Genomic DNA, 22,801 nt, shown 5'->3' with positions numbered 1-22,801 from the left:
ACCCCGGCCGCGATTCGCCGGCAAGTGCGGCTCCAGCCGAGCCCACTCTTCATCCGAAAGATCCCCCCGCCCCATGTCCCACGGAACGAGTTCCCGGCCGGAGCGTCACACGACCCCTCGGACAGCCCCTAGCCCTGGCGCGGGTTCGGCTTCAGTACGGCGAACTCCGCGCCGTGGGGGTCGGCCAGCCACGCGATCCGGCCGACCTCGGGCACGTCGGCAGCAGGCATGAGCACCGATCCGCCGTTGCTCTCCACCGCGCTGACGATGGCATCGGCATCAGCGGCGGCGAAGTACGGCACCCAGCGCGCCTCCTGCTGCCCCTCCTGGAGCGGTGCCACACCGCCGAAGGAGCCGTCCTGCTGGTCGCCGTCCTTGATGCTGAGCACCCGGTAGGTCATCCCGGGTGCCTGCATCTCCTCGGACCGCCAGCCGAAGACGCTGTTGTAGAAAGCGAGGGCGCGGACCGGGTCCTGGACGTGCAGCTCGACCCACACCAGCGTGTTGTCCTCGGACGCCTTCTCCAGGCCCTGGGTCTTCCCGGGCTGCCATACGGCGAACTTCGCGCCCTGGGTGTCGGTGAACTGGGCCAGCCAGCCCTCACCCATGACATCCATGGGCTCGGCGCGCACGGAGCCACCACCGGCGACGACCTGACCGGCGGTCTCCTGGATGTCGTCAGTCTTGAAGTACGTCGTCCAGGCCGACTGGGCACCCTCCTCGGTCAGGGGCCCGAGCGCGCCAACGGTCTTACCGTCCTTCTGGAAGAACCCGTACCCTCCCGCCTCGGGCCCGGCCGAGACGAAGTCCCAGCCGAAGACGTTGCCGTAGAAGGTGGCGGCGCTGGTCGTGTCGGGGCTGCCGAGGTCGATCCAGTTGGGCGATCCGGTACGGAACTCTGTGCCAAGCATGCGTTTCCTCCTGGGGTCCGGTAGGGACAACGCCCGACACGATGCCGATCCAGCAGCGCCGTCAGGCGTTTCGGGCCCGGCGGGGCGGGGGTTTCACCTGGACGGGGCAGCGGAAACGGTGGTCGCCACCGCCCAGGAGGAGCCGACAGGGTTCGAGCGGGGGTCGGGGTGGACCTGACGCTACTCCCCGACCTGAAGGAGGGGGCGTCCTCGGAGGTATCAGGCGGCGGCATCCGCGAGCAGGAGCTCCAGGGGCCGTGGTACGCGGGCCGGATCGAGGTGTTCCACGAGCGCGCGTGCGTACTGCGCCTTCCTGCCGCTGTGCGTGCCCAGGAAGCGCCTGAGCTGTTGCTCCACGGTGCGCTCGCGCTGGGCCGGCTGCTTCTGGAAGGTGCGGAACGAGCGCAGCTCGCCCTGTTCCTCGACGACCTGCTGGACCGAGTCGGCGCCGAGTGCGCGGATCAGCTCGTCCTCGAGGTCGGCCTCACAGACGTAGAAGGCGCTGAAGCCCAGTCCCACCTGCTCCAGGCTGCGCCGGAAGTAGGGCTCCTCGCCGACATCGCAGAGACCCGCCAGCCGCAGTCCGAGTCCCTGCGGACCGATGAGCTTCAGGAACCTTCCGATACTCATCGCACCCCCCAGCGGCACGATCGCGATGCCCTCCGCGTCCAGATCCCGGCCGCGACGCGCGGCCAGCGCTTCGAGGGCTGCCTGGTCGCTGACGCCTTCGACGAGTACCACCATGCGCACACCGACGGCCAGTTTCCGCGCCGCCGGAGCGGCATGGGTGCTCCCGGCCGCCCACTCAACTGCCGCCCGGCTGAAGCGCCTTGTGTCATCCATGGGCATGAGTGTCTCTCGCCGTCCGGCGCACCGCCTCGGCAATATTCTCCGGGGGGCACCATGCCTCAGGCGAACGTGCGCCCGCCCCCGCCCGGGCGCTGCGGCGAGCAGCGCCCGGGCGGGGCGGACTGGTTCGGTCAGAAGCCGACGGCCACCGACAGCCACTGCGGGTTGGCGTGGGAGATGAACGACGACTGGCCTGCTACGTCGTCGTAGGGGAAGCCGTAGGCGAGCTTGCTGATGGCGTTGTCGTGCCAGAACTTGGCGTAGTAGTTGGCCGGGGCCGACAGGTAGTACTGGTTCGGGTCCGCCTGGCCCGAGGACGGCAGGGTGGCCACGTGCCGGTTGAGCGCCGCGCACATGTTGGGGTTGCTGGCCATGGTGCCGGCGCAGCCGAAGATGTACTGCGTCGTCTCGTTGACGCCGACCGACTGGGCGTAGGCGGTGAAGTAGTTCGCGTTCACCCCGCCCGGCTTGAAGCTCGCGTCGCTGCCCGGGGCGATGATGCGGTACGGGGCCTGGCTCTGCGCCAGCACCTTGAACTCCTGCGGCACGGCGTTGATGAAGTCCTGGAAGACCTGGGTGCGGGACTTGGCGAAGAAGGCCTGGGTCTCCCCGACCTGGACGTCGTAGCCGTCGTAGGAGTGCAGTCGCATCGCGAGCGGCAGGCCGTAGGCGTCCACGCGGGTGGTGTTGCCGTTGAACACGCCGCCACCGACGGTGAATTCGATGAAGTCGTAGTACTGGCTGGTCGGTGAGCCGACATAGAAGTACATCCGGCCGGCCGAGTTGGCGGGCATGTCGAAGTAGCGCTGCTCGGCGATGGAGTGCGTCTGGCCGTTGTAGCTCCAGTACACCTGACTGTCCGGGTAGGCGCCGTTGGTCCGGTTGAGGATCGCCACCGTGACGGCGTTCACGGGGTTCGGGATGGCGCTCGTGTCACCCCAGAAGGCGTCCGGCGGGGGCGCGGTGCCGCCGGTGCCGAAGACCTGGAACTCCCAGAGCGAGAAGCCGTACGTGGTGGCTCGTGCGGTGCCGTACATGCGGACGTACCGTCCCGAGCCGGTGACGTTGAGGGTCTGCACGCCACCCGTGCCGGTGGTGGTGGAGTAGATCGAGGTCCAGGTGGTGCCGTTGGTGGAGGTCTGGATCTGGAAGGCGGTCCCGTAGGCGGCCTCCCAGTTGAGGACCACCTGGCTGATCTGGGCGGTGGCACCGAGATCCACCTGAAGCCACTGCGGGTTGCTGAAGGCGCTGGACCATCTCGTGGTGGTGGAGCCGTCCACGGCGGCCGATGCGGGGGTTCCCGCCGCCTCGGTGGACGATGCGGTGGCCGGCTTCCCCTGCGAGAGCAGGGTGTCGACCGCGTGGGCCGGGGGCTGGGCCACGGCAACCAGGAGGGCCGCCAGCAAGGCGACCAGCGTCGCGATGACGAGCGGGGTTCTTGGCTTGTGCCGTACCGGCTGCCGATACGCCGGCCACGTTGGGTTGCTCAGCATGTTGTCTCCTCAACAGGGCGGGGTCCTGTGGATCCTGACGTGCTGCCTGACAATCCTGAGTGAGCACGCCGTGGGTCCCTGAGTTCCTGAGAGCGCTCTCTCAAGGGTGATTGGTATGTACCTGCACCGATGCCTCGGTGTCAATGAAAATGACGTCCGCGCGGGGATCGGCGAGGACTGTGACAATCGCGGCCGGCTCCTCGACGGACGGATGACGGGCGGGCCGTCGAGGCCCACACATCGCCGTCGGGGTCCATGAACGGGTCGTCGAGGTTCATGAACGGGTCGTGCCGCTCGCCGCGCGAGAAGTCCGGCGGTCCCGTAGGGTCACTGTGCCGCTACGACAGGACAGGCGGTACGGCGCGGCCCTCGCGTTCCTTTGCGCGCGTGCGAAGGCGGCTCCCCTCGCGGCCCAGAGATCCAGTGGCCGTCTGCCGAAGGGGGCGCGCGGCGTTGCGGCCCGACGCATCAGGAGTGGCCCATGTCAGGACAGTTCGAAGCGACGGTCGAGGTCGATCGGCCGGTCGAGGAAGTGTTCGCCTACCTCGCCGACGGACGTAACGATCCGCAGTTCAGCCCCCGCGTACTCAAGATCGAGCGGACTCCCGACGCCCCGACCACCGTGGGCACCGTCTTCCGGAGCACCGTCAAGGACGCCGGGATGAAGACCGGAAGGGAGTTCCGCATCACCGCGCTCGAAGCCCCGGCCAAGATCCGCTGGGCCGAGGAGTCGAAGAACACCGTGACGGCACGCGAGGGCGGCTACGACCTGGAGCCACTGGCCGACGGCAGAACCCGGGTCCGTATCTTCAACGTTCTCGAAGGCCACGGGCTGGGCAAGCTCCTTGTCGGCTTCGCGCTCGCCGCCGCACGCAAGGACGCCGACGGCTTCGGCTCCCGGATCAAGACGGCGGCCGAGGCGGCGATCGCTCCGCGCTGACGCCACACGGCCGGCAGCGCGCCAGCGCGCCATGAGCGAAGTGTTCGGGACCCTTCTGCTGTCAAAGGATCCCGAGTTCGAGGCCGTCGTCACTTCGATGGACACGCGCGACGAGGTGCTGGACCTTTCATGAGCAGAAGCCGGGCAGAAACTCACCGACGCTCTTCGGGCGGGTGCCGCGCCGGCTTCTGTTCGTTTCCCCTTCCGGCGGTTCCACGAAGAGACGGGGAAGTCATCAGAACCCGGTGAGTGTGGTCTTGCCGATGGCGGTGCCGGTCTCCTGGAGGCGGTGGGCCTCGCGGAGGTTCCCGGCGTTGATCGGGCCGAGGTCCTGGGTGGCGGTGGTGGTGAGGACGCCTGCGTCGACCAGGCGGGCGACCTGGTTGAGGATGTGATGCTGCATGCTCTGGTCGGCGGTGCGGAACATCGACCGCGTGAACATGAGCTCCCAGTGGAAGGAGATGCTCTTCGCCTTGAGCACCCCGATCGGCAGGGAGTCGAAGTCGTCGATGGCGACGATGTGGCCGAAGGGGTTGAGCGCCTCGCCGTAGGCGGTCAGATTGCGATCGGTGCCCGTGGTGCTGAAAACGAAGTCGAGGCCGTTCGGCGCCACTTCGGCAAGCTGGGGACCCAGCGGCTTGCGGTGGTCGACCACGTGGTGCACGCCCATCCGGCGCGCGAAGTCGGTACTCTCGGGCCGCGACGCCGTACCGATGACGGTGAGGCTGGTCAGGGCGCGGGCCAGCTGCGCGGCGATGGAGCCCACGCCTCCCGCGGCCGCGGTGATCAGCAGGGCGCCGGTCTGCTCCAGGGCGCCCGTACGCAGCCCCAGCCGCTCGAACAGCCCCTCCCAGGCGGTGAGGGAGGTCAGCGGCAGCGCGGCGGCGTCGGCGAAGGAGAGTGTGGCGGGCTTGCGGCCGACGATGCGCTCGTCGACCGCGTGGTAGCGGGAGTTGGCGCCGGGCCGGTCGATCGCACCGGCGTAGTAGACCTCGTCGCCCACCGAGAACAGCTCCACCTCGTCCCCTACGGCGACCACGGTGCCGGCCGCGTCCCAGCCGAGCACCTTCGCGTCGCCGCCCGGGTCGGCGTTCTGCCGGACCTTGTAGTCCACCGGGTTGAGGGCGATCGCCTCGATCTGCACCAGCAGGTCACGGGGACCCGGCTGCGGAGTGGGCAGGGTTACGTCCAGCAGGCTGTCGGCCTGGTCGACGGGCAGCGACTTGCGGTACGCGACGGCGGGCATGGTCTGGGGGATGCGGTGCGTGTCGGTCATGAGGGTTCTGCCTTTCACCATGTGTGTGATCCGCACGTTCATGTGTGATCTCAACGTTCAGGGAATCGAGGGCACCCGGCATCGGGAGCTCGCGGCTTCGGCCACGTCAGGGACAGTACGGAATGGGTAGTGGTTACCCGCAAGGGAGCATGGTTCCCATCGGGTACTGTCGCCGAATGTTGACGACAGCCGACGCCTGCGACGAACCGAAGAGCGTCTATCTTGCCGCCTGCCCGTGCCGCGACATGCTCGACCTGCTCGCCAACAAGTGGAGCGCACTCGCCCTTGGTGCCCTGGAGGACGGACCGCGGCGCTTCGGCGCGCTGCGGTCCCGACTGCAGGGCGTGAGCCCCAAGGTCCTCACTCAGACGCTGCGCCGTCTGGAGGATCACGGGCTGGTCCATCGCGAGATCTACGCGGAGATCCCGCCCCGCGTCGAGTACAGCCTGACGCCTCTCGGCACGGACGCCTGCCGTCCCCTCGCCCACCTTCGCACCTGGGTGGAGGAGAACATCGACCGGTTCCCGGCGTCCTCCTGACGCCCGGGACTCGCGCCGGGCGGACATCGGCCCCGGTGAACCGTCCCCGGTACGCGCACGCAGCACAAGCGCCGGAACGCTCCCTGCCGCTCCGGACCCGGCCTGCCCTCCCCCGGCGCCCGTCGGGTCCGGAACCTCCTCGCCCTCGGCGGCGCAGGGTGGTCTCCCGGTCCGGATACGCCGGCTTCTCGGGATGACGCACGGCAGACAGCCCGGCGGTGAGGCTGTCGTCGATGCGCTTCGCCATGACGGTGTCGATCTCGCGAGGATCCTGCCGAAGGCCCGCTGGAGTTGGGCGCTCGCCACGGGCGTCCCCGGCGACCGGAGTCCCTCCCGCACCGCTGTCCTCGCACCGTCCGCGCGCTGTACGCGGGCACACCGGAGGCGGGTCATGCCGTCGATCAGGGCGGGCGTGCCGCCGAAGGGGAGTTCATGATGCACGTCGCCGAACGCGCCGCCTCCGGAGGAATCCTGCGCCGCGAACTCACGGAGCACACGGGGAAATCACCGGCGTGAACTTTTCCGCGAGCGTCCGGAATCAATTGACCGCTCACGTGCCCCATGTATCAGGCTCTGCTGTTCCGAGGTAAGCAGGTCCATCAACTTCCCACTCTTGACCCAGTCGTTCAGCAGGGCGTGGGACCCTCCCAGACTCAGGGAATAGGACCACATGCTCCGCCCCTGCCGAACCCCCCTCCACTCCGCCGCCCACGTGAGGAGATGGTGAATCTTCTGCTCGGACGTAAACTTCGCAATCAACACGCTGACCTTCCGCACTTACCCGGCAACCTCACCTTCCTCTTCTGCAACGTGGGCAGGGAAAAGGCGGTTCACTCGGGAACGCGGAACAGCAGACGAGCGGGCTGCACGCCGGGAAGTGGCCGGCGTCCTGACATCTCGCAACGGGCAAGCGTCCCGCCCCGGTTCTCAGTCGATCTCAGCCGATCTCAGCCGAGGAACGACAACCGAACCCGCCTGTCCGGACTGTCGCGATTCGCATCCGCTCGTATCCGCCAAACTCCGTCACCGTCCCTTGGCGCGGCCGATGGGGCATCGCTGCCGGGAGGGCGGACGAGCCGTCAACCACGCCTGGACAACCAGGCCGCGACAACGGTTGCACCATGCCTCCGGATCCGCTCGGACCCGGGTACGGTCCCGCGCGCCGATCAGTCCGGACGGCGGACCCGGAACCGGGCCGGCGCCCTGGCCCGGGGCGGCCCCGCCCCCAGAGGAAAGTCCTTCGCGATTGCCACGTCGATCTCAATTCTTCGCTATTGCGCACGATCTCGCGACGTCTCCCCCCTCGACCCCGAATGCCCGGTTTTCCCAACTGCCGCCTCGCGCTACACCCTTGACGCACAGGCGTCCGCCGGTATGGTCTAGTCCACGCAGCAAATCCCGTCCCTGCGGACGCACTTGATCGCGACTGCACACGGGATTGATGCTGCCGGCCTTCGCACTCCTGGCCCCCCACCCACGAGAAGCCAACCCGCAGTACCGGGTTCCCCACAACCTCGTACTTCTGCGGGAAGACCTGCAGTGAAGGAGAAACCATGCACGCAAGGAAGAAGACGGCCGCGCTCATCGGCGCGGCGCTCGCCCCGGTGATCGCCGTGAGTCTGCCCGCGGCATCCGCGAGCGCACACGGCTACGTCTCCAACCCGCCGAGCCGGCAGGCACAGTGTGCCGCCGGGACGGTCAGCTGCGGCGACATCACCTACGAGCCGCAGAGCGTCGAGGGCCCGAAAGGGCTGACGAGCTGCAGCGGCGGCAACTCCCGCTTCGCGGAGCTCGACGACGACAGCAAGGGCTGGACGGTCACTCCCGTGAGCAGCACCACCGAGTTCCAGTGGACCGTGACGGCCAGTCACTCCACCAGCACCTGGCAGTACTTCGCCGGCGGGCAGGAGATAGCCGAGTTCAACGACAACGGCGCTCAGCCTGGCGCGACGGTCACCCATCAGGTGGACTTCGGGAGCCTCACGGGCCAGCAGAAGGTGCTCGCAGTCTGGAACATCGCCGACACCAGCAACGCCTTCTACACCTGCATCGACGTCAACGTCGGCGGCTGACACGGCAGTTCACGGACCGCGGGCTACTCCCGCCGGTTCGCCTGCCTGGCACCCCCTCCACTCACGGACCCCTCCCCCACCGTTCCCCGCCAAGGGGAAACGCGCACGCTCGCGCGCCCGATCAACGGAGTGCCCCCATGCGTCGACGTACGCTCGGACTGCTGACCACGACCGGTGCAGCCACCCTGTTCGCCTCCCTGACCCTCGCCGCACCGTCAGAGGCACAGACGACGACTGCTGCGGCCAGTTTCATCGTCAGTGAAAGCCAGTTCAACCAGATGTTCCCGAGCCGGAACTCGTTCTACACGTACAGCGGTCTCACCGCCGCACTGAGCGCCTACCCCGGATTCACGACCACCGGCAGCGACACGGTGCAGAAGCAGGAGGCCGCGGCCTTCATGGCGAACGTCAGCCATGAGACCGGCGGCCTGGTCTACATCGTCGAGCAGAACACCGCCAACTACCCCGCCTACTGCGACACCGGCCAGCCGTACGGTTGCCCCGCGGGCAACGACAAGTACTACGGCCGCGGACCGATCCAGCTGAGCTGGAACACCAACTACAAGGCCGCGGGCGACGCCCTGGGCATCGACCTGCTCAACAACCCCGACCTGGTGCAGAACGACGCCGCCGTGGCCTGGAAGACCGGGCTCTGGTACTGGAACACGCAGACCGGCCCGGGGACCATGACGCCGCACAACGCCATGGTCAACAGTGCCGGATTCGGCGAGACCATCCGCAGCATCAACGGCACCATAGAGTGCAACGGCGGAAATCCGTCGCAGGTCCAGAGCCGTATCGACATCTACACGCAGTTCGCGCAGATTCTGGGCGTCGGCACAGGCGACAACCTCAGCTGCTGACAGTCCACGCACACCGCGGCGCCGGCCTTCGTGGCCGGCGCCGCTCGCGCGCGGGGACTCCGTCAGATCACCGTCCATCGCCGCCGAGGCTCGCGCGCCCCGGACCCGACCTACTTCCGGTGAGCGGCGTCCGCATCCCCCGACCAGCTCGTCGGCATGTACGCGCGACCGCCTCTTCCCCTCGAGGCTGTCCTCCATCACGATCTCAGGGAGCGAGTGCGGCGAGCGCGCTCGCCACGGGGGTCGGGTCCAGCGGGCCGATGTGCGACGCGGTGGGGAAGTCATGGACTCGGAAGGGATTGCGGGGTGTGAGCATGTCGGCTTCCGCGATCATCCGGTCCTGGAGCTTCGTGGCGATCGTCCGGTCTTTGCCGAAGCGCAGGTAGGTGCGGGGCAACCGTCCCCAGGTCTCCGGCTCGCCGACGGCCCGCCCTGCGTAGGCCGTGGTCGACTCGTCCGTCTGCAGACTGCCGAGACGCTGCCGGAACGCGTTGTCCGGATAGTCCGCGCACATCATCTCGCGGAGCGCCTTGAGGTCCCCCGCGTCGCCGGTGCGGGGATTGAGCCGCATCACACCGAGCTGCTCCGGGTCCCCGATGATCTGATCGAAGGGGATGAGCGCGTCTCCGTTCTCGGGCGCCGCAGTGCAGGCATCGGGGGTCGGCAGGGCAGGGCTGGGGCAGAAGGCCGCCACGTAGCAGATGTGGTCGAGCAGTTCGGGTACGGCGTTGCTCACCCGGCTCACCGTGGCGCCGCCCAGGCTGTGGCCGACCAGGACGACTGGTCCGATCGCCGCCGCGCGGCGGACGACGCGCGTGACATGCCTCTCGTAGTTGTCCAGGCCGAGCGCCGCGACGGGCGAGGGCTCGGTGGCCATGGCCACCAGGTCCTGCCGTTGGTAGGACTCCGGCACGAACGCCTGCGAGCCATGCAGCGGCAGATCCACCGCGACGACGCAGTGACCTCTCAGGGTCAACTCCTGTGCGACGGGCAGCCAGTACGCTCCCGCGCTGTGTGTGCCGTGCACCAGCACATACGTACACGTCCCTGCCGTGCTGCGGCTGCCACCCCGCCCGGTCGTGGCAGCGGACGGGGTCACGCCCGCGCCGGCACCGAGGGCCATCCCACCCACTGCGAGGCCGAGCCCTCGCAGCACACCCCTGCGAGCCGTGTCCCCGCGCCGATCGCCCTCATGACCCACTTCCCTGTCTCTTGTCATGCCTCGACGCTATGGATGAGGCCACGCTTCCGGGAATGGGGTCAGGCCCCCGCACGGGGTGGGACTGGCCCCCGGGTGCGTACTGCGGCTACCCGCCACGGTCATGCGGGTTCAACCACCGGTGACGAGTTTCCGGACCTGCGGTCGGACGATGAGCCTCGCCGCCGCGGGCATCACGCGGATCATGGCCTCGCCGGCCGTGCAACGGCTCCAACAGAGCCGCGACTCACCCATGCCAAAGGGATGGAGTCGGGTTGCTGGACAATTGACGATCCAGCAGCCTTCGGAGGCCGTGATACCCCCGCGGCTGTCCGCCCGACCGGCCACGCGCTTAATGGCTCCGCCCGACAGGCCGACAAATTCATTCCAGGACAGCCGAAGCACCGGAAGTCCTTGAGTCAGACCCTCAGGAGGAGCCACAGCGACATCAACTGTCAGTCCTTGTGCAGGGGCGCCCTGACCACGAGGAAGTAGCGACCCGGATACAGGACGTCCCCGCCCAGTTCCGCGAGGAGACTGGACGGAGTGAACCGCCGCCGGAAGATCGGGTAGGAGACGCCGTCCACCTCGCGGGGCTCCAGCCCTTCCATGTGCGTACGGCTGTCGCTGCGCAGGTCGAGGATGACGAGTCCGCGCGCCACGCGGCTCGCCTCGGCGAGGAACGCGTCGCGCTCGTCCGGTACGAGCAACCCGTAGAAGTTGGCGGCGAATACGAGGTCGAACGCATCGTCCGGAAAGGGCAGCGGAGGAAAGGCGGCCCTGACCAGTTGGGCGTGAGGAGCCCGGGTCCGGGCGATGTCGAGCATCCCCTGGCTCTGGTCCATGGCGGTGACCCGGCCGGGCAGGAACTGTGTCCACACCCCGGTTCCACAGCCGACCTCCAGGATCCGGCTGTCCGGAGGCAGGGCACGGGGAAGCAGATTTCCGATCTCGGCCGTCTCCCGGTCGAGACCCGCGTCCGTCTCGGGATTGCCCCGATAGCTCGTCGCGTCGTACACCGGGGCCCGATGCTCGTAGTACCTCGCACGGACTGAGTCAGGCATGGCGTGGCCTCTCCCGTCGAACCGGATTCCCGTCAGAACGTCACAGCGTCAGATCTCCGCTTCGAGGACGAGCAGGGAAGACTGCCCGAGCCGGTCGGAGTCATCAGGCAACGCGTACATCCGCAACCGGCCACCGCAGAGCTCCAGATGGGTGGCATCGAAGGTGATGCCCTGGCGGACCGCGAAAGTACGGTCACCAGAGCTTCATACCGGAAGTATCCAGTGTTCATGTCGATGACGGCCAGACCGCCTAGTTGGGCAACGCCAGACCGGCAAACGGAACCCGCCGGAGCCTCCAGAACGAGCAGAGCGGAGGAAGCAGCACGCCCCTACCGACACCCCGCGGCCTCAACACGGCCTCTCGATCTTGAAACGACGCCGGCGAGATGCAGCCCAGCCAGCCGACGATATCCTTGATCGCGCACATCACCGCAGGTCAGCGAAGTCCTCTACTCCTCGAACCACGCCCGGCGCCCCTGGGTGGGTGAACCACACGAGGGGCTCACCGCGTCCCGCAGAACGACGTAGGGAGCTTTTTCAGTGTGACCACTGATGGGATGTCGACGTCGATGTGCGCAACGCACGAGGCTCCCGTGCCGTTGAGGGACGTGTTCGAAGTCTCAACTCATTCCCCGCGCGAGTGATGCAACCCCGCGCCAATTGTCCCGCCCCGTCAGACCCCTGTAGGTACCCGCCCGTTGACCGTTGGGGAACGATCTTCGGAGAATCGGGGAACGATCTTTGAAGGGCTTCGTAGCCGCACGTCACCGCCACTCGTGAACACCTCATCCATCTGCGCCCTCGGAATGTAGCCAGGACCTTGGCCAATCTGGCCAATCTGGCCGAGCTGCCACACCACCCCGGAACGCGACGGCGCCGATGACAGCCACTGGTGCCGGGTGCGAAGGTGTTCCCATGGTGCTGCGCTATCGGACCAACGGTCCGGAGTTCGACTTCCCACCATTCACCGGTCTGCCGCCGGTCCGTTACGTGCTCGCGTCGACCCCCAGGTGCGGCAGCAACATGCTCGCCCGCGCCCTGTGGCATACCGAGTTGGCCGGCTTCGCCGAGCACTACCTCGCCGACGCCTTCGTGCTGGACTACTTGGAGCGGTGGGAATTCGACTCCAGTGATCCGCGGGAGTTGGCGGCGGGCTATGTGCGGCAGCTGATGACGTACCGGACCAGCCCCAACGGCGCGTTCGGGCTGCGGATCTCCGCGGGGCACCTCAGGAGCCTGGAGGTCGACCCGTACGACATCCTCCAGGCACCCCGGTACATCTGGATCCAACGCAGGAACCGGTTGCGGCAGGCCGTGTCGTACACCCTGGCTGAGCAGACCGGTGTCTGGATCCTGGACGGGACCTTTCTGCCGGAGGGGAGCACGCGCGCCGCTCCCCGATACAGCTATGAGGAGATCTGCCGACATCTGCGGCTGCTCGACCGCGAGGCGTCGGTCTGGGAGGACTACTTCGGCCGGCACGGTATCGCCCCGCATACCGTCATCTACGAGGACCTGGTCGCGGACTACGAGGCAGGCCTGCTGGGCTGCCTCGACTTCCTCGGTGTCGGCGCGCCCGCCTCGGTGCCGACTCCGGGGATCAGGCGTCAGGCCGACGAGTTGACGGAGCGGTGGGTCGAGAGGTTCCTACGGGATCGTCGTGCTGAGCGGCCAGCGTCGTAGGCGGTACGGCGTCCACCACAAGTAGCGCCCGGCGCGATGGACCAGGTTTTCGCGCAGGTGACGCTCCAGGACCCGCTCGGTCGACGCCGACGCGACCACCGGGACGCCGTCCAGCAGCCCCTGGAACGCCGTGCTCCGGGGGGATTGGACGACCAGGCGCCGGTAGGAGCCCCAGCGGTGGTCGCGGATCTCCAGGAAACCGGGGCCGCGGCGGTAGCCGCACTTCGCGATGTGGAACGAGCCGCGCCACGCTGTGACCACGTGCTCTTCGTTCTCCTCTCCCGTGGAGCCGCGGAAGACGCCTGCGGGCGGGTACAGATGGCTCAGCGCCCGCCACTGGGCCGGGTCGGCCATGCGCAGTGTCCAGTCCACCGCGATGCCGTGGCTGGTGAGCTCCCGGACGAGGAGGAGGACTGCGACCGCGGACGTGCCGTCCGGATCGGTGAGGTCCACGGGCTCGTGCACCTGGACGAACTGGACGCCGTCGGAGGCGAGTCGTGCGACGGCGTCCACCGGGTCGTCAGGCGGCCCTTCGAGGGTGCCGCAGTAGATGCCCGGCAGGCGCATGGCCGCCGGATCGCGGTCCTTCCACAGCGTCAGTTCCGGCTTCATCGTGTGTCTCCCCCGGTCGGCGCCGGGGCCACCAGGGCGGGGACGAGCGACGTATCGTCCCCGTGCAGTCCGGCGCCGTCGAGCCGCAGCAGGTCCTGGTTGGCCACTGCGGGCGCGACGTGTACGTACTGGCCGCCCTCGGCGAAGACCAGGCCGAGGGCGCGCCAGCGCGCCAGCAGCCCGGCGATGCGCTCTTCCGTCACCTCTCCGGCCTGCTCCCCCGTGTCCGCGTACCGGGCAGCGGCCTTGCGCAGCAGCGCCGCCGGGCTGTGCGGCGTGTCGAGCAGCCGGAACACCGTCACTTCGAGCGGGTCGGTGAGGTCGAGAAGCCGCCAGGAGAAGTCCGGCCGGGTGTCGACCAGGACGATGTGTCCGCCGAGGTCGCAGTGGGTCAGACGGCTGCGCGGGTACGCCTGCGTCCAGTCGGCGACGGCCGTGCGCAGCCGGTTCCGGCAGCCGTCGGCGATGCCCTGGTGCGGTGAGTCGAAGATGTAGACCAGGTCGGCGAGTTCGTCCTTGGGCAGGTCGTAGATGTGGTGGTAGTGCGAGGCGGGGCGCAGTTCACCGAAGCCCAGTTCCGGCCGGTCGAAGTAGGGGCTGAACCGCTCGACCTTCAGGCGGGTGGAGTTGGCCGGTGGTCCGAGATGGTGCAGCGCGGGGAACTGGTCGACGATCTCGTCGTAGTCCTGTTCGGTCTCCCCGGGGAAGCCGTAGAGGTAGTTCCAGCTGAGGTTGACGCCGACGGTCTCCGCGTCCCGCAGCAGCCGTACGTTCTGACAGCCGGTCACCCCCTTGTCCATCAGCTTCAGCACCCGGCTGCTGAGGCTCTCCACGCCGGGCTGCAGGTAGCTGATTCCGGCCGCGTACAGCGTCTCCAGCTGCTCGCGCCGCAGGTTCGACTTGATCTCGTAGCACAGCCGCAGGTCATACCCGCTCTCCTGGAGGAGCGGGGCCATGGAGTTGAGGTAGGCCATGTCGAGGATGTTGTCGGTGACCCATACGTCGAGTACGCGGTGGCGCTCGACCAGACCGAGGATCTCCTCCACGAACCGCCTCGGGTCCTTGCTGCGGAACTCCATGAACGAGCCGTTGAGGCCGCAGAAGGTGCAGTGGTGCTTCTCGCCCCACCAGCAGCCGCGTGAGCCCTCCACCACCAGCCGCGGCTCCACCCAGCCGCCCGCGGTGGACCGCGCGTGCCGCTCGAAGTAGTCGCCGTAGTCCGGGGTGACCAGTGCTCCCGGGGGCAGCGGGACGGCGTCCATGGGATGTGCCACGGACCGGCCCTGCGGGTCGCGGCGGCACAGGCCGGGGATGGCTGCCAGGTCCTCGGCGTCGCCGTCGCGGAGCGCGGTGAGCAGCCGCGGGAACGCGATCTCGCCCTCACCGCGCACCACGAAGTCGACGTACTCGAAGTTGCGGTGCAGCGCGGCGCCCTGTGGGCCGTCGCAGTTCGCGCCGCCGAAGACGGTGGTGGTGTCGGGTGCCAGTTCCTTGAGCACGCGGGCCGCGGCGAGGGTCGCCGCGTTCTGCGCGAACGTGGTGGTGAAGCCGACCACGTCCGGTGCCGTGGCGGCGATCTTGGCGGCTGTCTCCCGGACGAACAGCGGCGCGAGTTCGTGCAGTTCGCGCGCCTTGGCCAGCATGCGCTCCGGCATCTTCCCGCCGAAGTGCTCGGTGAACTCCGCCACCCGCCAACGCGGTTGATCGTTGAGCGCGGCCGAGAAGATCCACTCGCTGTGTCCGGAGAAGTACGAGGTCGAGCAGAAGTCGTACTCCTCGAAGCCGTACTCCGTACGAGCGGCCACCCAGTCGGCGAAGTCGAGGTTGGCGTGCACCACTTCGACGTCCGCGGCGCCGTCGGGGAAGACGTCGAGGATCCGGCGTTTGAGAATGCCGAGGGCGAGTGACGGGGCGTCGAGCGACGACCACGGCATGTCCACCAACACGATGTGCAAGGCGGTTCCTCTCCCCGTCACCACAGTCCGCGGCGTGCCAGCGCCCGCCGCGCGGTCTCGCGCCGGTCCGACGGTTCGGCCTCGAAGGCCGCCGCCACCCGCCCGGACACCACGCCGTGAGCCAGCCCGGCGGACGTGGTGAAGTACGCGTACTGCACTGCTTCCGCGTTCGCCGCGTGCTCAGTTGCCTCGGGGCGCTCCGCTGCGGCGGCTCTCCAGGTGGCTGCGGATGCCTCCGCGTACGCACGCAGGGCGGCGTGGCCTCGGTCGGTCGGGACGATTCCCTCCGCCTCGATCACGAACGACAGCGGCTGCTCGCACGTCAGCGAGGTGAACAGGGTGATCATCAGCTCGTGAGTCACCGTGTCGCGCAGCAACTCCGACTTGGCGTCATCCAGTAGGTAGGACGCGAACGCCTCCTCCGCCGACAGCCCGGGAGCGGTGTACGGGATCAGCCGGAACCGGGCGAAGTGCGGTGAGCCGAGGAAGCCGGTGAGCAGGCCGGACTCCGTAGCACCGGCGTCCTGGAGCAGCCGCAGGCTGCGCGGGAACGTGGTTCCGAGGCTGCCGCCGCTGCCGGGCCGCCAGACCTGGGAGCGCAGCCGGCGCGCGGTGGTGTCCAGTTCGGCCAGGTCGACGGAGGCCAGGCACTCCAGCTCGCCGGGATCCGCGGCCACGGCCTCGGCGCCCTCGTCGGCGAGGCGGGCCCGCAGGTCCGCGTCCAGCAGAAGGCGCATGAGCAGGTCGGTCAGCCGCTCGCCGTCCAGTGACGCGCCCGGCTCCACCGTGCTCATGCCGCCTCCCCGCGCTGCCAGTCGGCGACCAGGTCCCGCAACCGCGCGTAGTTCCGCCGGGACTTCTCGACCAGCTGTCCGTCCTCGCGGTACATCGGGTCCTCGTAGGACACCCCGAGGAGGTTCGGGCAGCGCGGCAGCAGATACTCGGTGAGCTCCACCTGCTCGTCCAGCAGGACGCCGTGGTGCAGGTCGCGGAACTTGCCTCCCACGATCTGGCAGCCCGACAGGTGCAGTTCCCGGCAACGGGTGAGAGGCAGGGCCTCGATCCCGTCGTACATGCTGATTCCGGTACGTCCCCTCAGCCACTGGTAACTGAGCAGATGGCCGACGTCGAGCGTCACCCACACATCGGCGTCCTCCGCCAGCCGGGCGAAGTACTCGAAGGCGTCCATGTGCCCCAGGACGAACGAACCGCCCTCCGTGAAGCCGGGGAACTCGACGTGCAGGGGCGGATCGAGCAGCCGGGCCGCCTCCGCCACGTTCCGGGTGGCGATCTCCAGGCCCGGCTCGGTCAGCGGCGGCGGGAGCGGATAGGGCATCGGTATGCCGCGCAGGCTCCAGATGCCCAGATCCTCGACCACCCAGGAGAAGCCGTAGCGGGCGGCCAGTTCGTTGGTGAACTCGGCGGCCGGGCGGCGGTCGTAGCGCTCGGGGGTGCCCATGTTCAGCTCGGTCTGGTGGAAGGCGCGGGCCGTCCCCGCAGGCAGCGCCTCGAAGAAGCGGTCGTACGCGCGCACGTAGTCGGCCGTCTGTACGCGGGCGCGTGAGCGCGGCTGGAACGCGAGGGCCGAGTAGGCGAAGTCCCCGCCATGGCGGCGCAGGAAGGCGCGGACCCGGTCGGTGATGTCTCCGCCGCCGTCGTCGCTCTCCAGGAATCCGATGCCGCGCCTGCCGAGGCGTCCGCCACCCCACGGCATGTCCATCAGTACCCCCAGGCCCATCCGGCGGGGGGCTTCGGTGACGGTTCGGGCGCCGCCGGGTGCGGTGCGCGGGGGTTGCGTCATGACGAACTCCTGGCTGAGGGGGCCGGGACGGCTGAATGTGCCGGGTCGGGTGTGCCTGCCGCCGCGTCGGCCAGGCGGGCCAGCAGCCGGCTGCCGCGGTCGGTACGGGCCGTGAGCAGACCGTCGGAGCGCTGTTCCACGTCGTTGCGGGGGAGCGCGTAGAACCGCTCCCGGACGAGGTCGGCGAGGGTGACGCGGTCTGCCGTACGGTCGTCGGCGTACGCGGGCACGGTGCGTACCCACGTGTGTGGGCGCAGGGCCGCGACGGCGGGCGTGCGAGGGCCGTTCGGGGCGGGGTGCGGGGGTTCCGAGGCGTTCACACGGCCCGGTCTGACGGTGCGGAAGATCCGTGTCAGCCGGTCCAGTGCCTCGGTGCGCGTCGGGCCGCCGCGGACGGACAGCGGGTGGCCGACCCGGCCGGCCAGGTAGCTCAGCTCGGGGTTGCCCGCGAGGCGGTCCGAGGTGTCGAGGGCGAGCCCGTAGTCCTCCGGGCTGCCCACGAGTCTGCTGCCGGGCTCCGCCACCATCAGCTCCAGCGCGTCGATACCGATCCGCCGCTCGTTGTCGACGAGGAAGCGCAGGGACGCCTCGAACTCGTCGGCCGTCTCGTCCAGGACCTGGCCCATCACGGTGAACCGGACGGCGATGCCCGCCGCGGCGAGGTTGTCGAGGATCCGCTGGTAGTCTGCCGCGCGCACGCCCCGCTCCATCCGGTCCAGCAGGCGCTGCGAGGTGCCCTCGTAGCCGACCGAGATCATCGCGCAGCCGACCGCGGCGAGGTCATGGCAGAACCCGGGGTCGGTCAGGGCGGCCTCCAGTCGGCTGCGCACGCCGAAGCGGACCCGGATGCCGCGTTCGCGTGCCGCGCGCATCGCCTTCAGGATCAGCCGCAGGTTGGTGTTCTCGTCCGCGACCGACACGTACCGGGTGCCCGTGGCGCGGACCACGGCCTCCACGGCGTCGGCGATCTGGGCCGCGGTGCCCTGCTGGTAACCGCCTTGCGGGAGCGATCGGTTGCCGTACGAGCAGAACGCGCACCGCCCCCAGTAGCAGCCGACGCACGAGACGATCGCGAGCTCCAGGGCGTCGTTGAGATAGGAGCGGAACGGCAGTCCGGTGAAGTCGGGTGGTCCGAGGTCACGGAAGCGCAGGGTTACCGCGGGCCCCGTGCGCGACCCGGTCCCGGAACGTGGCAGCCAGGTCATGCCAGGCACGGCGGCGAGCGGAACCGTCCCGTCCAGCGCGTCCAGCCAGCGTTCGAGCGGCTCTTCCCCTGCGGTCGGGCACAGGGCGTCGACCGTTTCCCGGACTCCGGGCAGCCGGGCGAGGCTGTCGTGGCGGAGCATCACCTGCTGACCGCCCAGACAGATTTGGGTGTCCGGTGCCAGCCGCCGGACCCAGGCGGCGATCAGCAGCGCGGGCGCGAGCTGGCTGAAGAACGCCACGGACAGGCCGACCACCCGGGGGCGATGCCGGCCGAGCAGCCCGGTCACCAGGCGGTGCAGCGACAGGAGCGGTACGTCCGATGCGGCGGGCGGCCGGTCCGCGGCCCGGCGTACGGCATCGTCGAGCCGGCCAAGGTCCTCCCAGGTCCGTACCAGGAAGGTGTCGCGGACCAGCAGTTCGAGGGCCAGAGTGGCGAGCCGGACCGCGCGGTCCGGGCCCAGCTCGCCGGCCGACTCCTTGTGCAGGACGTGGGCACGCAACTCGCCGATGTGCGCGGCGAAGACGTCGGCGACCGCTCGGCGATACCAGTCACTCATGGCCGCGCCGTCGTCGCCGGAGTCCTGGGCGCGGACCGCGTCGTCCAGCAGCGTGGGACATCGCAGCAGCTCGTGGAGCACAGCGATGTTCAGGTCGGCCTGGTGAACCCGCCGACCCCGGCGCCGCAGGTGGCCGGTCAGGTAAGGCAGGCTCAGATACGGGAAGAACCTGGCCTCGGTCTGCGGTGGGAAGATCAACAGGACGTCGGTGCGGGTGCGGTCCGCCGACTGGCTGGACGGCACGACCCACCTCCTCGTCTCACCGGTCTCATCCGTCGGAGAGTTGCCTTGCCTCCCGCGCGTCCTAGTCGGGGATGTCCTCCGTGTTCTCCGCCGCGATGTAGGTGTACGTGTGGTAAGCCGCGCCGAGCTTCAGCTCACTGGAATCGATCACCTGGAGTTCTTCGAGCTCACCGAATTCCTCATCGGCGAGTTTCTCAGGAGATACAGCAGTCATGGTTTTCTCCCCTTCGCGAACGTGATGGGAATGTGCCGCTTGCCGTGTGTGCCGATTGCCGTGCGTGGCGCCCACGCTAGCCAGACCGCACGTGCATCAACAGCCCATACGTCGTCGATTAGTTGGACGACATTCAGCCAGATCAGCGGCTCATGGCGACTCTGCGGCAGCGGAGTGGCGCAGCAGTCGCCACAATGACCATGACTCATCATCGCCCTCGGCACCGGGCGGTTTGGAGAAAAACAGAGGAAAACACCGCTGTGCTGCTGGAGGGCCGTTTGTACCGCCATGTCGATGCGGCCGTGGTCCGGGCGGCAATTTGGCCTCCCGACCACCCGGTGGTCTGGCCGGACCTGACCGGCCCGTCCGCGCGCACGGAGTCGTGGCGGGCGTGGCTTCAACAGATGTGGCGGGCAACCGACTTCGCCACCGCGGTCGAGTTCTCCAGCCCGGACCTGGCGAGACGGGTGCATCAGATATGCGTCGGCGCGCCGGTGCCTGACCTCGCCGTGCGGCGCGCGGTGCTTTCGGTGTTGCGCTACCTGATGCGCGCCCGCTCACGGGCCACTCCGTTCGGTCTGTTCGCCGGTGTCGAGGCCGCCCGTACAGGGGCCGCTCCCGTGCTGCGCACGGGCACCGCGCACCAAGCGGTCACCAGACCGGACGCGGCATGGACCGCGGCTCTTGTCGACCGGTTGGAGGAACACCGCGAGCTCCGGCCCCAGTTGACGCTGCTCGCTTCCAGCCTCGCGTTCGAGCGCGACGGACGCCTGATGGTCGAGCACCGCTCAAGCAGTGCGAACGGCGGCGACCCCGTGCACGTGGGGATACGCGCGACCGAGCCGGTCCGCCTGGCCATGGACGGCGCGCGGGCGCCAGTTGTGTGGGCAGTCCTCGCCGAAACGCTCTCCGTCGGTTTCCCGACCGCTTCACCGACCGCGATCGAGAACCTGCTCGCGAACCTGGTACGACAGCGATTCCTGATCACCGGCCTGCGTCCTGCGGTGACGGCCTCCGACCCGATTGCCGCCCTGCTCGGACACGTACAGCACCTGCCGTCGGCTGAAGCCACCGAGTTGTGCGAGGTCGCGGCGGGACTGGCACGGCACGACGCCGCGACCGCCGCCCCCGCGGGCGCCCGCGTCGAACGCGCACGGGTGACGGCCGCGATGACACGGCTCTGTCCCGCTGCGAAGCCCGCGCTCGCCCTCGACCTGCGGTTGGACTGGGACCTGGTGATCCCGGAGGCGGTGGCCGAGGAGGCGGCGTCGGCCGCCGCGGTGCTCACGCGCCTGGCGCCGCGGGCGACTCTGAGCCCCGGGTGGGTCGCCTGGCATGGCCGCTTCCTTGAGCACTACGGTCCGGGAGCGGTGGTACCCGTCCTGGACGCCATCGACCTCCTCGGCTACCCGTCCGGCTACCTCGGGTCCACAGCCGCGTCGACGGGCCCGACACTGACAGCCCGCGACAGCCGGCTACTGGGGCTTGCGTACACCGCCGCGACGAGGCGCCGCCACCACGTCCGACTCGATGATGCCGTGATCGACGAACTGGCGGTGGTGGATCCAGGTAGGCCCGTGCAGCCGAGCACCGAGGTGACCGTGCGGATCCACGCCGCGAGCGTATCCGCCCTGGAACAAGGGGAGTTCACCCTGCACGTCGTCGGGGTGGCCCGTGCGGCCGGAGCCGGCACCGGGCGCTTTCTCCACCTGTTCGACGCCGACGACCGCCGCCGGATGACCGACGTCTACGCCGGCCTGCCCGGCGTCGAAAAGGACGCGCTGATCGCGCAGATCAGTACCACTCCGCTGTACATACGCTCGGTGAACGTCGCGCACGCCCCGCAGGTGGCGGAGGTGGTGATCCCCCTCGGCGACTACCACGGCCCGGACAAGGGCCAACTGCCTGTGACGGACCTGGCGGTGACCGCCGACGCCGAGCGGTTGCACCTGGTCTCGGTCTCCCGCCGCCGCCCAGTGCACACGACGCTGCTGAACGCGGTGAATCTGACCCACCACACCCATCCGCTGGCGCGGTTCCTGTTCGAGGCACCGGTGGCACTGGCCGTCCCGTGCACCGGATTCTCGTGGGGAGCCGCTGTTTCCAGCCTGCCGTTCCTCCCCGCAGTGCGCTACGGGCGCACCGTACTGTCCCCGGCCCGCTGGACACTCGGCCACGACGACCTCCCCGACGCGCGGACGCCCTGGCCGCAGTGGGACGAGGCCCTGGCCGAGTGGCGTCGTGAAGTTCTCCTGCCCGAGCAGGTGTACCTGGGCGACGGAGACCGGCGCATGAATCTGGACCTGGCGGAGCCCTCGCACCGGGTCCTGCTCCGTACCCACGTGGAGCGCGACGGCAAGGCGCTGCTACGTGCCGCACCGAAGCCCGGGGACCTGGGCTGGACCGGCGGGCACGCCCACGAGATCGTCATCCCCCTGGCCGCTGTGGACCAGCCCCGTGCACCGGTCCGCGGATCGGGGAACGTCGTCACTCGGGAACACGGCCGTCTGCCTGGCTGCGGCAGCCTGCTCTCCATCAGGTTGCACGGGCACCGCGACCGTCAGGATCCGCTCCTGATCCGGCATCTGCCTTCCTTGCTCGGGGAGTTGGGAGAGCCCCGCTGGTGGTTCGTTCGCCACCGCGATCCCGAGGACCACCTACGTCTCCGTCTGACCTGCGCGCCCGGTTCACTCGGCACCGCTGTCGGGCAGATCGGCGAGTGGACCCGACGACTTCGGGACGCGGGCCTGATCACCCACGCGAGCCTGGAGACCTACTTCCCGCAGACCGCACGCTTCGGCGGCCCCGCGGCGATGGAAGCGGCCGAGGAGTATTTCGCCACCGACGCGGCCGCCGTCCTCGCCCAGCTGACCGCGCAGGCCGGCCGGGACGCTCCCGACGCTCGTGCGGTGACCGCCGCGAGCATGGTGGACATCGCCGTCGGCCTGCTCGGGGACGACGCGAAGGCGATGCGCTGGCTGGTCGGGCATACCCACACGGACAGGAGCGCCCCACCCCGAGCGGTCTACGACCAGACCATCGCCCTGACGACCGCCCTCCTCACGCCCCGGGGCCCCGGGGCCCCGGTGCTGGACGCGCGCGTCATCGCGAGCTGGTCCGCACGCCGCGCCGCGCTGGCCGCCTACCGCAGCGCGCTTGAGGGTGCGGGGACGCTGCCCCCGCAGGACCTGCTCCCGGACCTGCTGCATCTCCACCACGTCCGCATGCGCGGGCCGGGACTTCCCGAGGAACGCGCACACCTTCACCTGGCCAGAGCCGCCGCACTGAGCTGGACGGCACGAGCGAGGAGAACACCGTGACCACG

At 69.2% G+C, this 22,801-nt stretch carries 18 protein-coding genes; 6 read left to right on the top strand and 12 right to left on the bottom strand.

Annotation, left to right across the window (positions count from 1 at the left end):
• Window positions 1-128: 128 nt before the first annotated feature.
• The 3 genes from ACIPC1_RS34030 to ACIPC1_RS34020 all read right to left on the bottom strand — a co-directional run bounded on the left by ACIPC1_RS34030 (window position 129) and on the right by ACIPC1_RS34020 (window position 3,253).
• Entirely contained in the window at window positions 129-911 is a 783-nt protein-coding gene (locus ACIPC1_RS34030) for a VOC family protein (protein ID WP_402524112.1), read from the bottom strand.
• A gap of 219 nt (window positions 912-1,130) precedes the next feature.
• The gene (locus ACIPC1_RS34025; protein ID WP_402524109.1) at window positions 1,131-1,754 is read right to left on the bottom strand and encodes a TOPRIM nucleotidyl transferase/hydrolase domain-containing protein; all 624 of its coding nucleotides are present in this window, start codon (window positions 1,752-1,754) and stop codon (window positions 1,131-1,133) included.
• Window positions 1,755-1,891: 137 nt separating this feature from the next.
• Window positions 1,892-3,253, bottom strand: a complete 1,362-nt coding sequence (locus tag ACIPC1_RS34020) for a beta-1,3-glucanase family protein (RefSeq protein WP_402524106.1) — start codon at window positions 3,251-3,253, stop codon at window positions 1,892-1,894.
• A 481-nt stretch (window positions 3,254-3,734) separates the two neighbouring features.
• Here ACIPC1_RS34020 and ACIPC1_RS34015 point away from each other — a divergent pair, with 481 nt between their 5' ends.
• A complete protein-coding gene (locus ACIPC1_RS34015) occupies window positions 3,735-4,193 on the top strand; it encodes an SRPBCC family protein (RefSeq protein ID WP_402524103.1) in 459 nt (152 codons plus the stop codon).
• 235 nt (window positions 4,194-4,428) lie between these two features.
• Here ACIPC1_RS34015 and ACIPC1_RS34010 read toward each other — a convergent pair whose 3' ends face one another.
• Window positions 4,429-5,439 (bottom strand): zinc-binding alcohol dehydrogenase family protein, encoded by a 1,011-nt coding sequence (locus tag ACIPC1_RS34010; protein ID WP_402524138.1) that lies wholly within the window; start codon window positions 5,437-5,439, stop codon window positions 4,429-4,431.
• A gap of 275 nt (window positions 5,440-5,714) precedes the next feature.
• On the opposite strand from ACIPC1_RS34010, the gene ACIPC1_RS34005 reads away from it, so the two are divergent.
• The 3 genes from ACIPC1_RS34005 to ACIPC1_RS33995 all read left to right on the top strand — a co-directional run bounded on the left by ACIPC1_RS34005 (window position 5,715) and on the right by ACIPC1_RS33995 (window position 8,943).
• Window positions 5,715-6,008 (top strand): winged helix-turn-helix transcriptional regulator, encoded by a 294-nt coding sequence (locus ACIPC1_RS34005; RefSeq protein WP_402524136.1) that lies wholly within the window; start codon window positions 5,715-5,717, stop codon window positions 6,006-6,008.
• Window positions 6,009-7,561: 1,553 nt separating this feature from the next.
• Complete coding sequence (locus ACIPC1_RS34000; RefSeq protein WP_402524100.1) at window positions 7,562-8,080, top strand: lytic polysaccharide monooxygenase auxiliary activity family 9 protein; 519 nt, start codon at window positions 7,562-7,564, stop codon at window positions 8,078-8,080.
• A 137-nt stretch (window positions 8,081-8,217) separates the two neighbouring features.
• The gene (locus tag ACIPC1_RS33995; RefSeq protein ID WP_402524097.1) at window positions 8,218-8,943 is read left to right on the top strand and encodes a chitinase; all 726 of its coding nucleotides are present in this window, start codon (window positions 8,218-8,220) and stop codon (window positions 8,941-8,943) included.
• A gap of 205 nt (window positions 8,944-9,148) precedes the next feature.
• On the opposite strand, the gene ACIPC1_RS33990 is transcribed toward ACIPC1_RS33995, so the two are convergent.
• Together ACIPC1_RS33990 and ACIPC1_RS33985 are read right to left on the bottom strand one after the other, a co-directional pair.
• Entirely contained in the window at window positions 9,149-10,066 is a 918-nt protein-coding gene (locus ACIPC1_RS33990; RefSeq protein WP_402524133.1) for an alpha/beta fold hydrolase, read from the bottom strand.
• Between the two features lie 530 nt (window positions 10,067-10,596).
• Window positions 10,597-11,205, bottom strand: a complete 609-nt coding sequence (locus tag ACIPC1_RS33985; protein WP_402524094.1) for a class I SAM-dependent methyltransferase — start codon at window positions 11,203-11,205, stop codon at window positions 10,597-10,599.
• A 915-nt stretch (window positions 11,206-12,120) separates the two neighbouring features.
• Here ACIPC1_RS33985 and ACIPC1_RS33980 point away from each other — a divergent pair.
• Complete coding sequence (locus ACIPC1_RS33980) at window positions 12,121-12,888, top strand: Stf0 family sulfotransferase (protein WP_402524092.1); 768 nt, start codon at window positions 12,121-12,123, stop codon at window positions 12,886-12,888.
• On the opposite strand, the gene ACIPC1_RS33975 is transcribed toward ACIPC1_RS33980, so the two are convergent.
• From ACIPC1_RS33975 to ACIPC1_RS33950, 6 genes are all read right to left on the bottom strand, one after another.
• On the bottom strand, window positions 12,853-13,500 hold the full coding sequence (locus ACIPC1_RS33975) for a DUF5825 family protein (protein WP_402524090.1): 648 nt from the start codon (window positions 13,498-13,500) through the stop codon (window positions 12,853-12,855). The genes ACIPC1_RS33980 and ACIPC1_RS33975 overlap by 36 nt on opposite strands.
• Window positions 13,497-15,446: a RiPP maturation radical SAM C-methyltransferase gene (locus ACIPC1_RS33970; RefSeq protein WP_402524131.1), complete on the bottom strand. Its 1,950-nt coding sequence runs from the start codon at window positions 15,444-15,446 to the stop codon at window positions 13,497-13,499. The genes ACIPC1_RS33975 and ACIPC1_RS33970 overlap by 4 nt, the downstream gene beginning before the upstream one ends.
• 26 nt (window positions 15,447-15,472) lie before the next feature.
• Complete coding sequence (locus tag ACIPC1_RS33965; protein WP_402524087.1) at window positions 15,473-16,249, bottom strand: hypothetical protein; 777 nt, start codon at window positions 16,247-16,249, stop codon at window positions 15,473-15,475.
• Complete coding sequence (locus ACIPC1_RS33960; RefSeq protein WP_402524084.1) at window positions 16,246-17,256, bottom strand: DUF692 family multinuclear iron-containing protein; 1,011 nt, start codon at window positions 17,254-17,256, stop codon at window positions 16,246-16,248. The genes ACIPC1_RS33965 and ACIPC1_RS33960 overlap by 4 nt, the downstream gene beginning before the upstream one ends.
• Window positions 17,253-19,262, bottom strand: coding sequence for a B12-binding domain-containing radical SAM protein (locus ACIPC1_RS33955; RefSeq protein ID WP_402524081.1), 2,010 nt, complete (start codon window positions 19,260-19,262; stop codon window positions 17,253-17,255). Before ACIPC1_RS33955 ends, ACIPC1_RS33960 begins: the two co-directional genes overlap by 4 nt.
• 61 nt (window positions 19,263-19,323) lie before the next feature.
• Window positions 19,324-19,476: a hypothetical protein gene (locus ACIPC1_RS33950; RefSeq protein ID WP_365440292.1), complete on the bottom strand. Its 153-nt coding sequence runs from the start codon at window positions 19,474-19,476 to the stop codon at window positions 19,324-19,326.
• Window positions 19,477-19,736: 260 nt separating this feature from the next.
• Between ACIPC1_RS33950 and ACIPC1_RS33945 the strand changes: the two genes are divergently transcribed.
• Window positions 19,737-22,796: a lantibiotic dehydratase gene (locus ACIPC1_RS33945; RefSeq protein ID WP_402524078.1), complete on the top strand. Its 3,060-nt coding sequence runs from the start codon at window positions 19,737-19,739 to the stop codon at window positions 22,794-22,796.
• Window positions 22,797-22,801 lie beyond the last annotated feature (5 nt).

This window comes from Streptomyces sp. NPDC087263, from assembly GCF_044744645.1.
Classification (GTDB): Bacteria; Actinomycetota; Actinomycetes; order Streptomycetales; family Streptomycetaceae; genus Streptomyces.
Note: the sequence above shows the minus strand (reverse complement) of the source record. Positions and strands in the feature narration are given on the sequence as shown.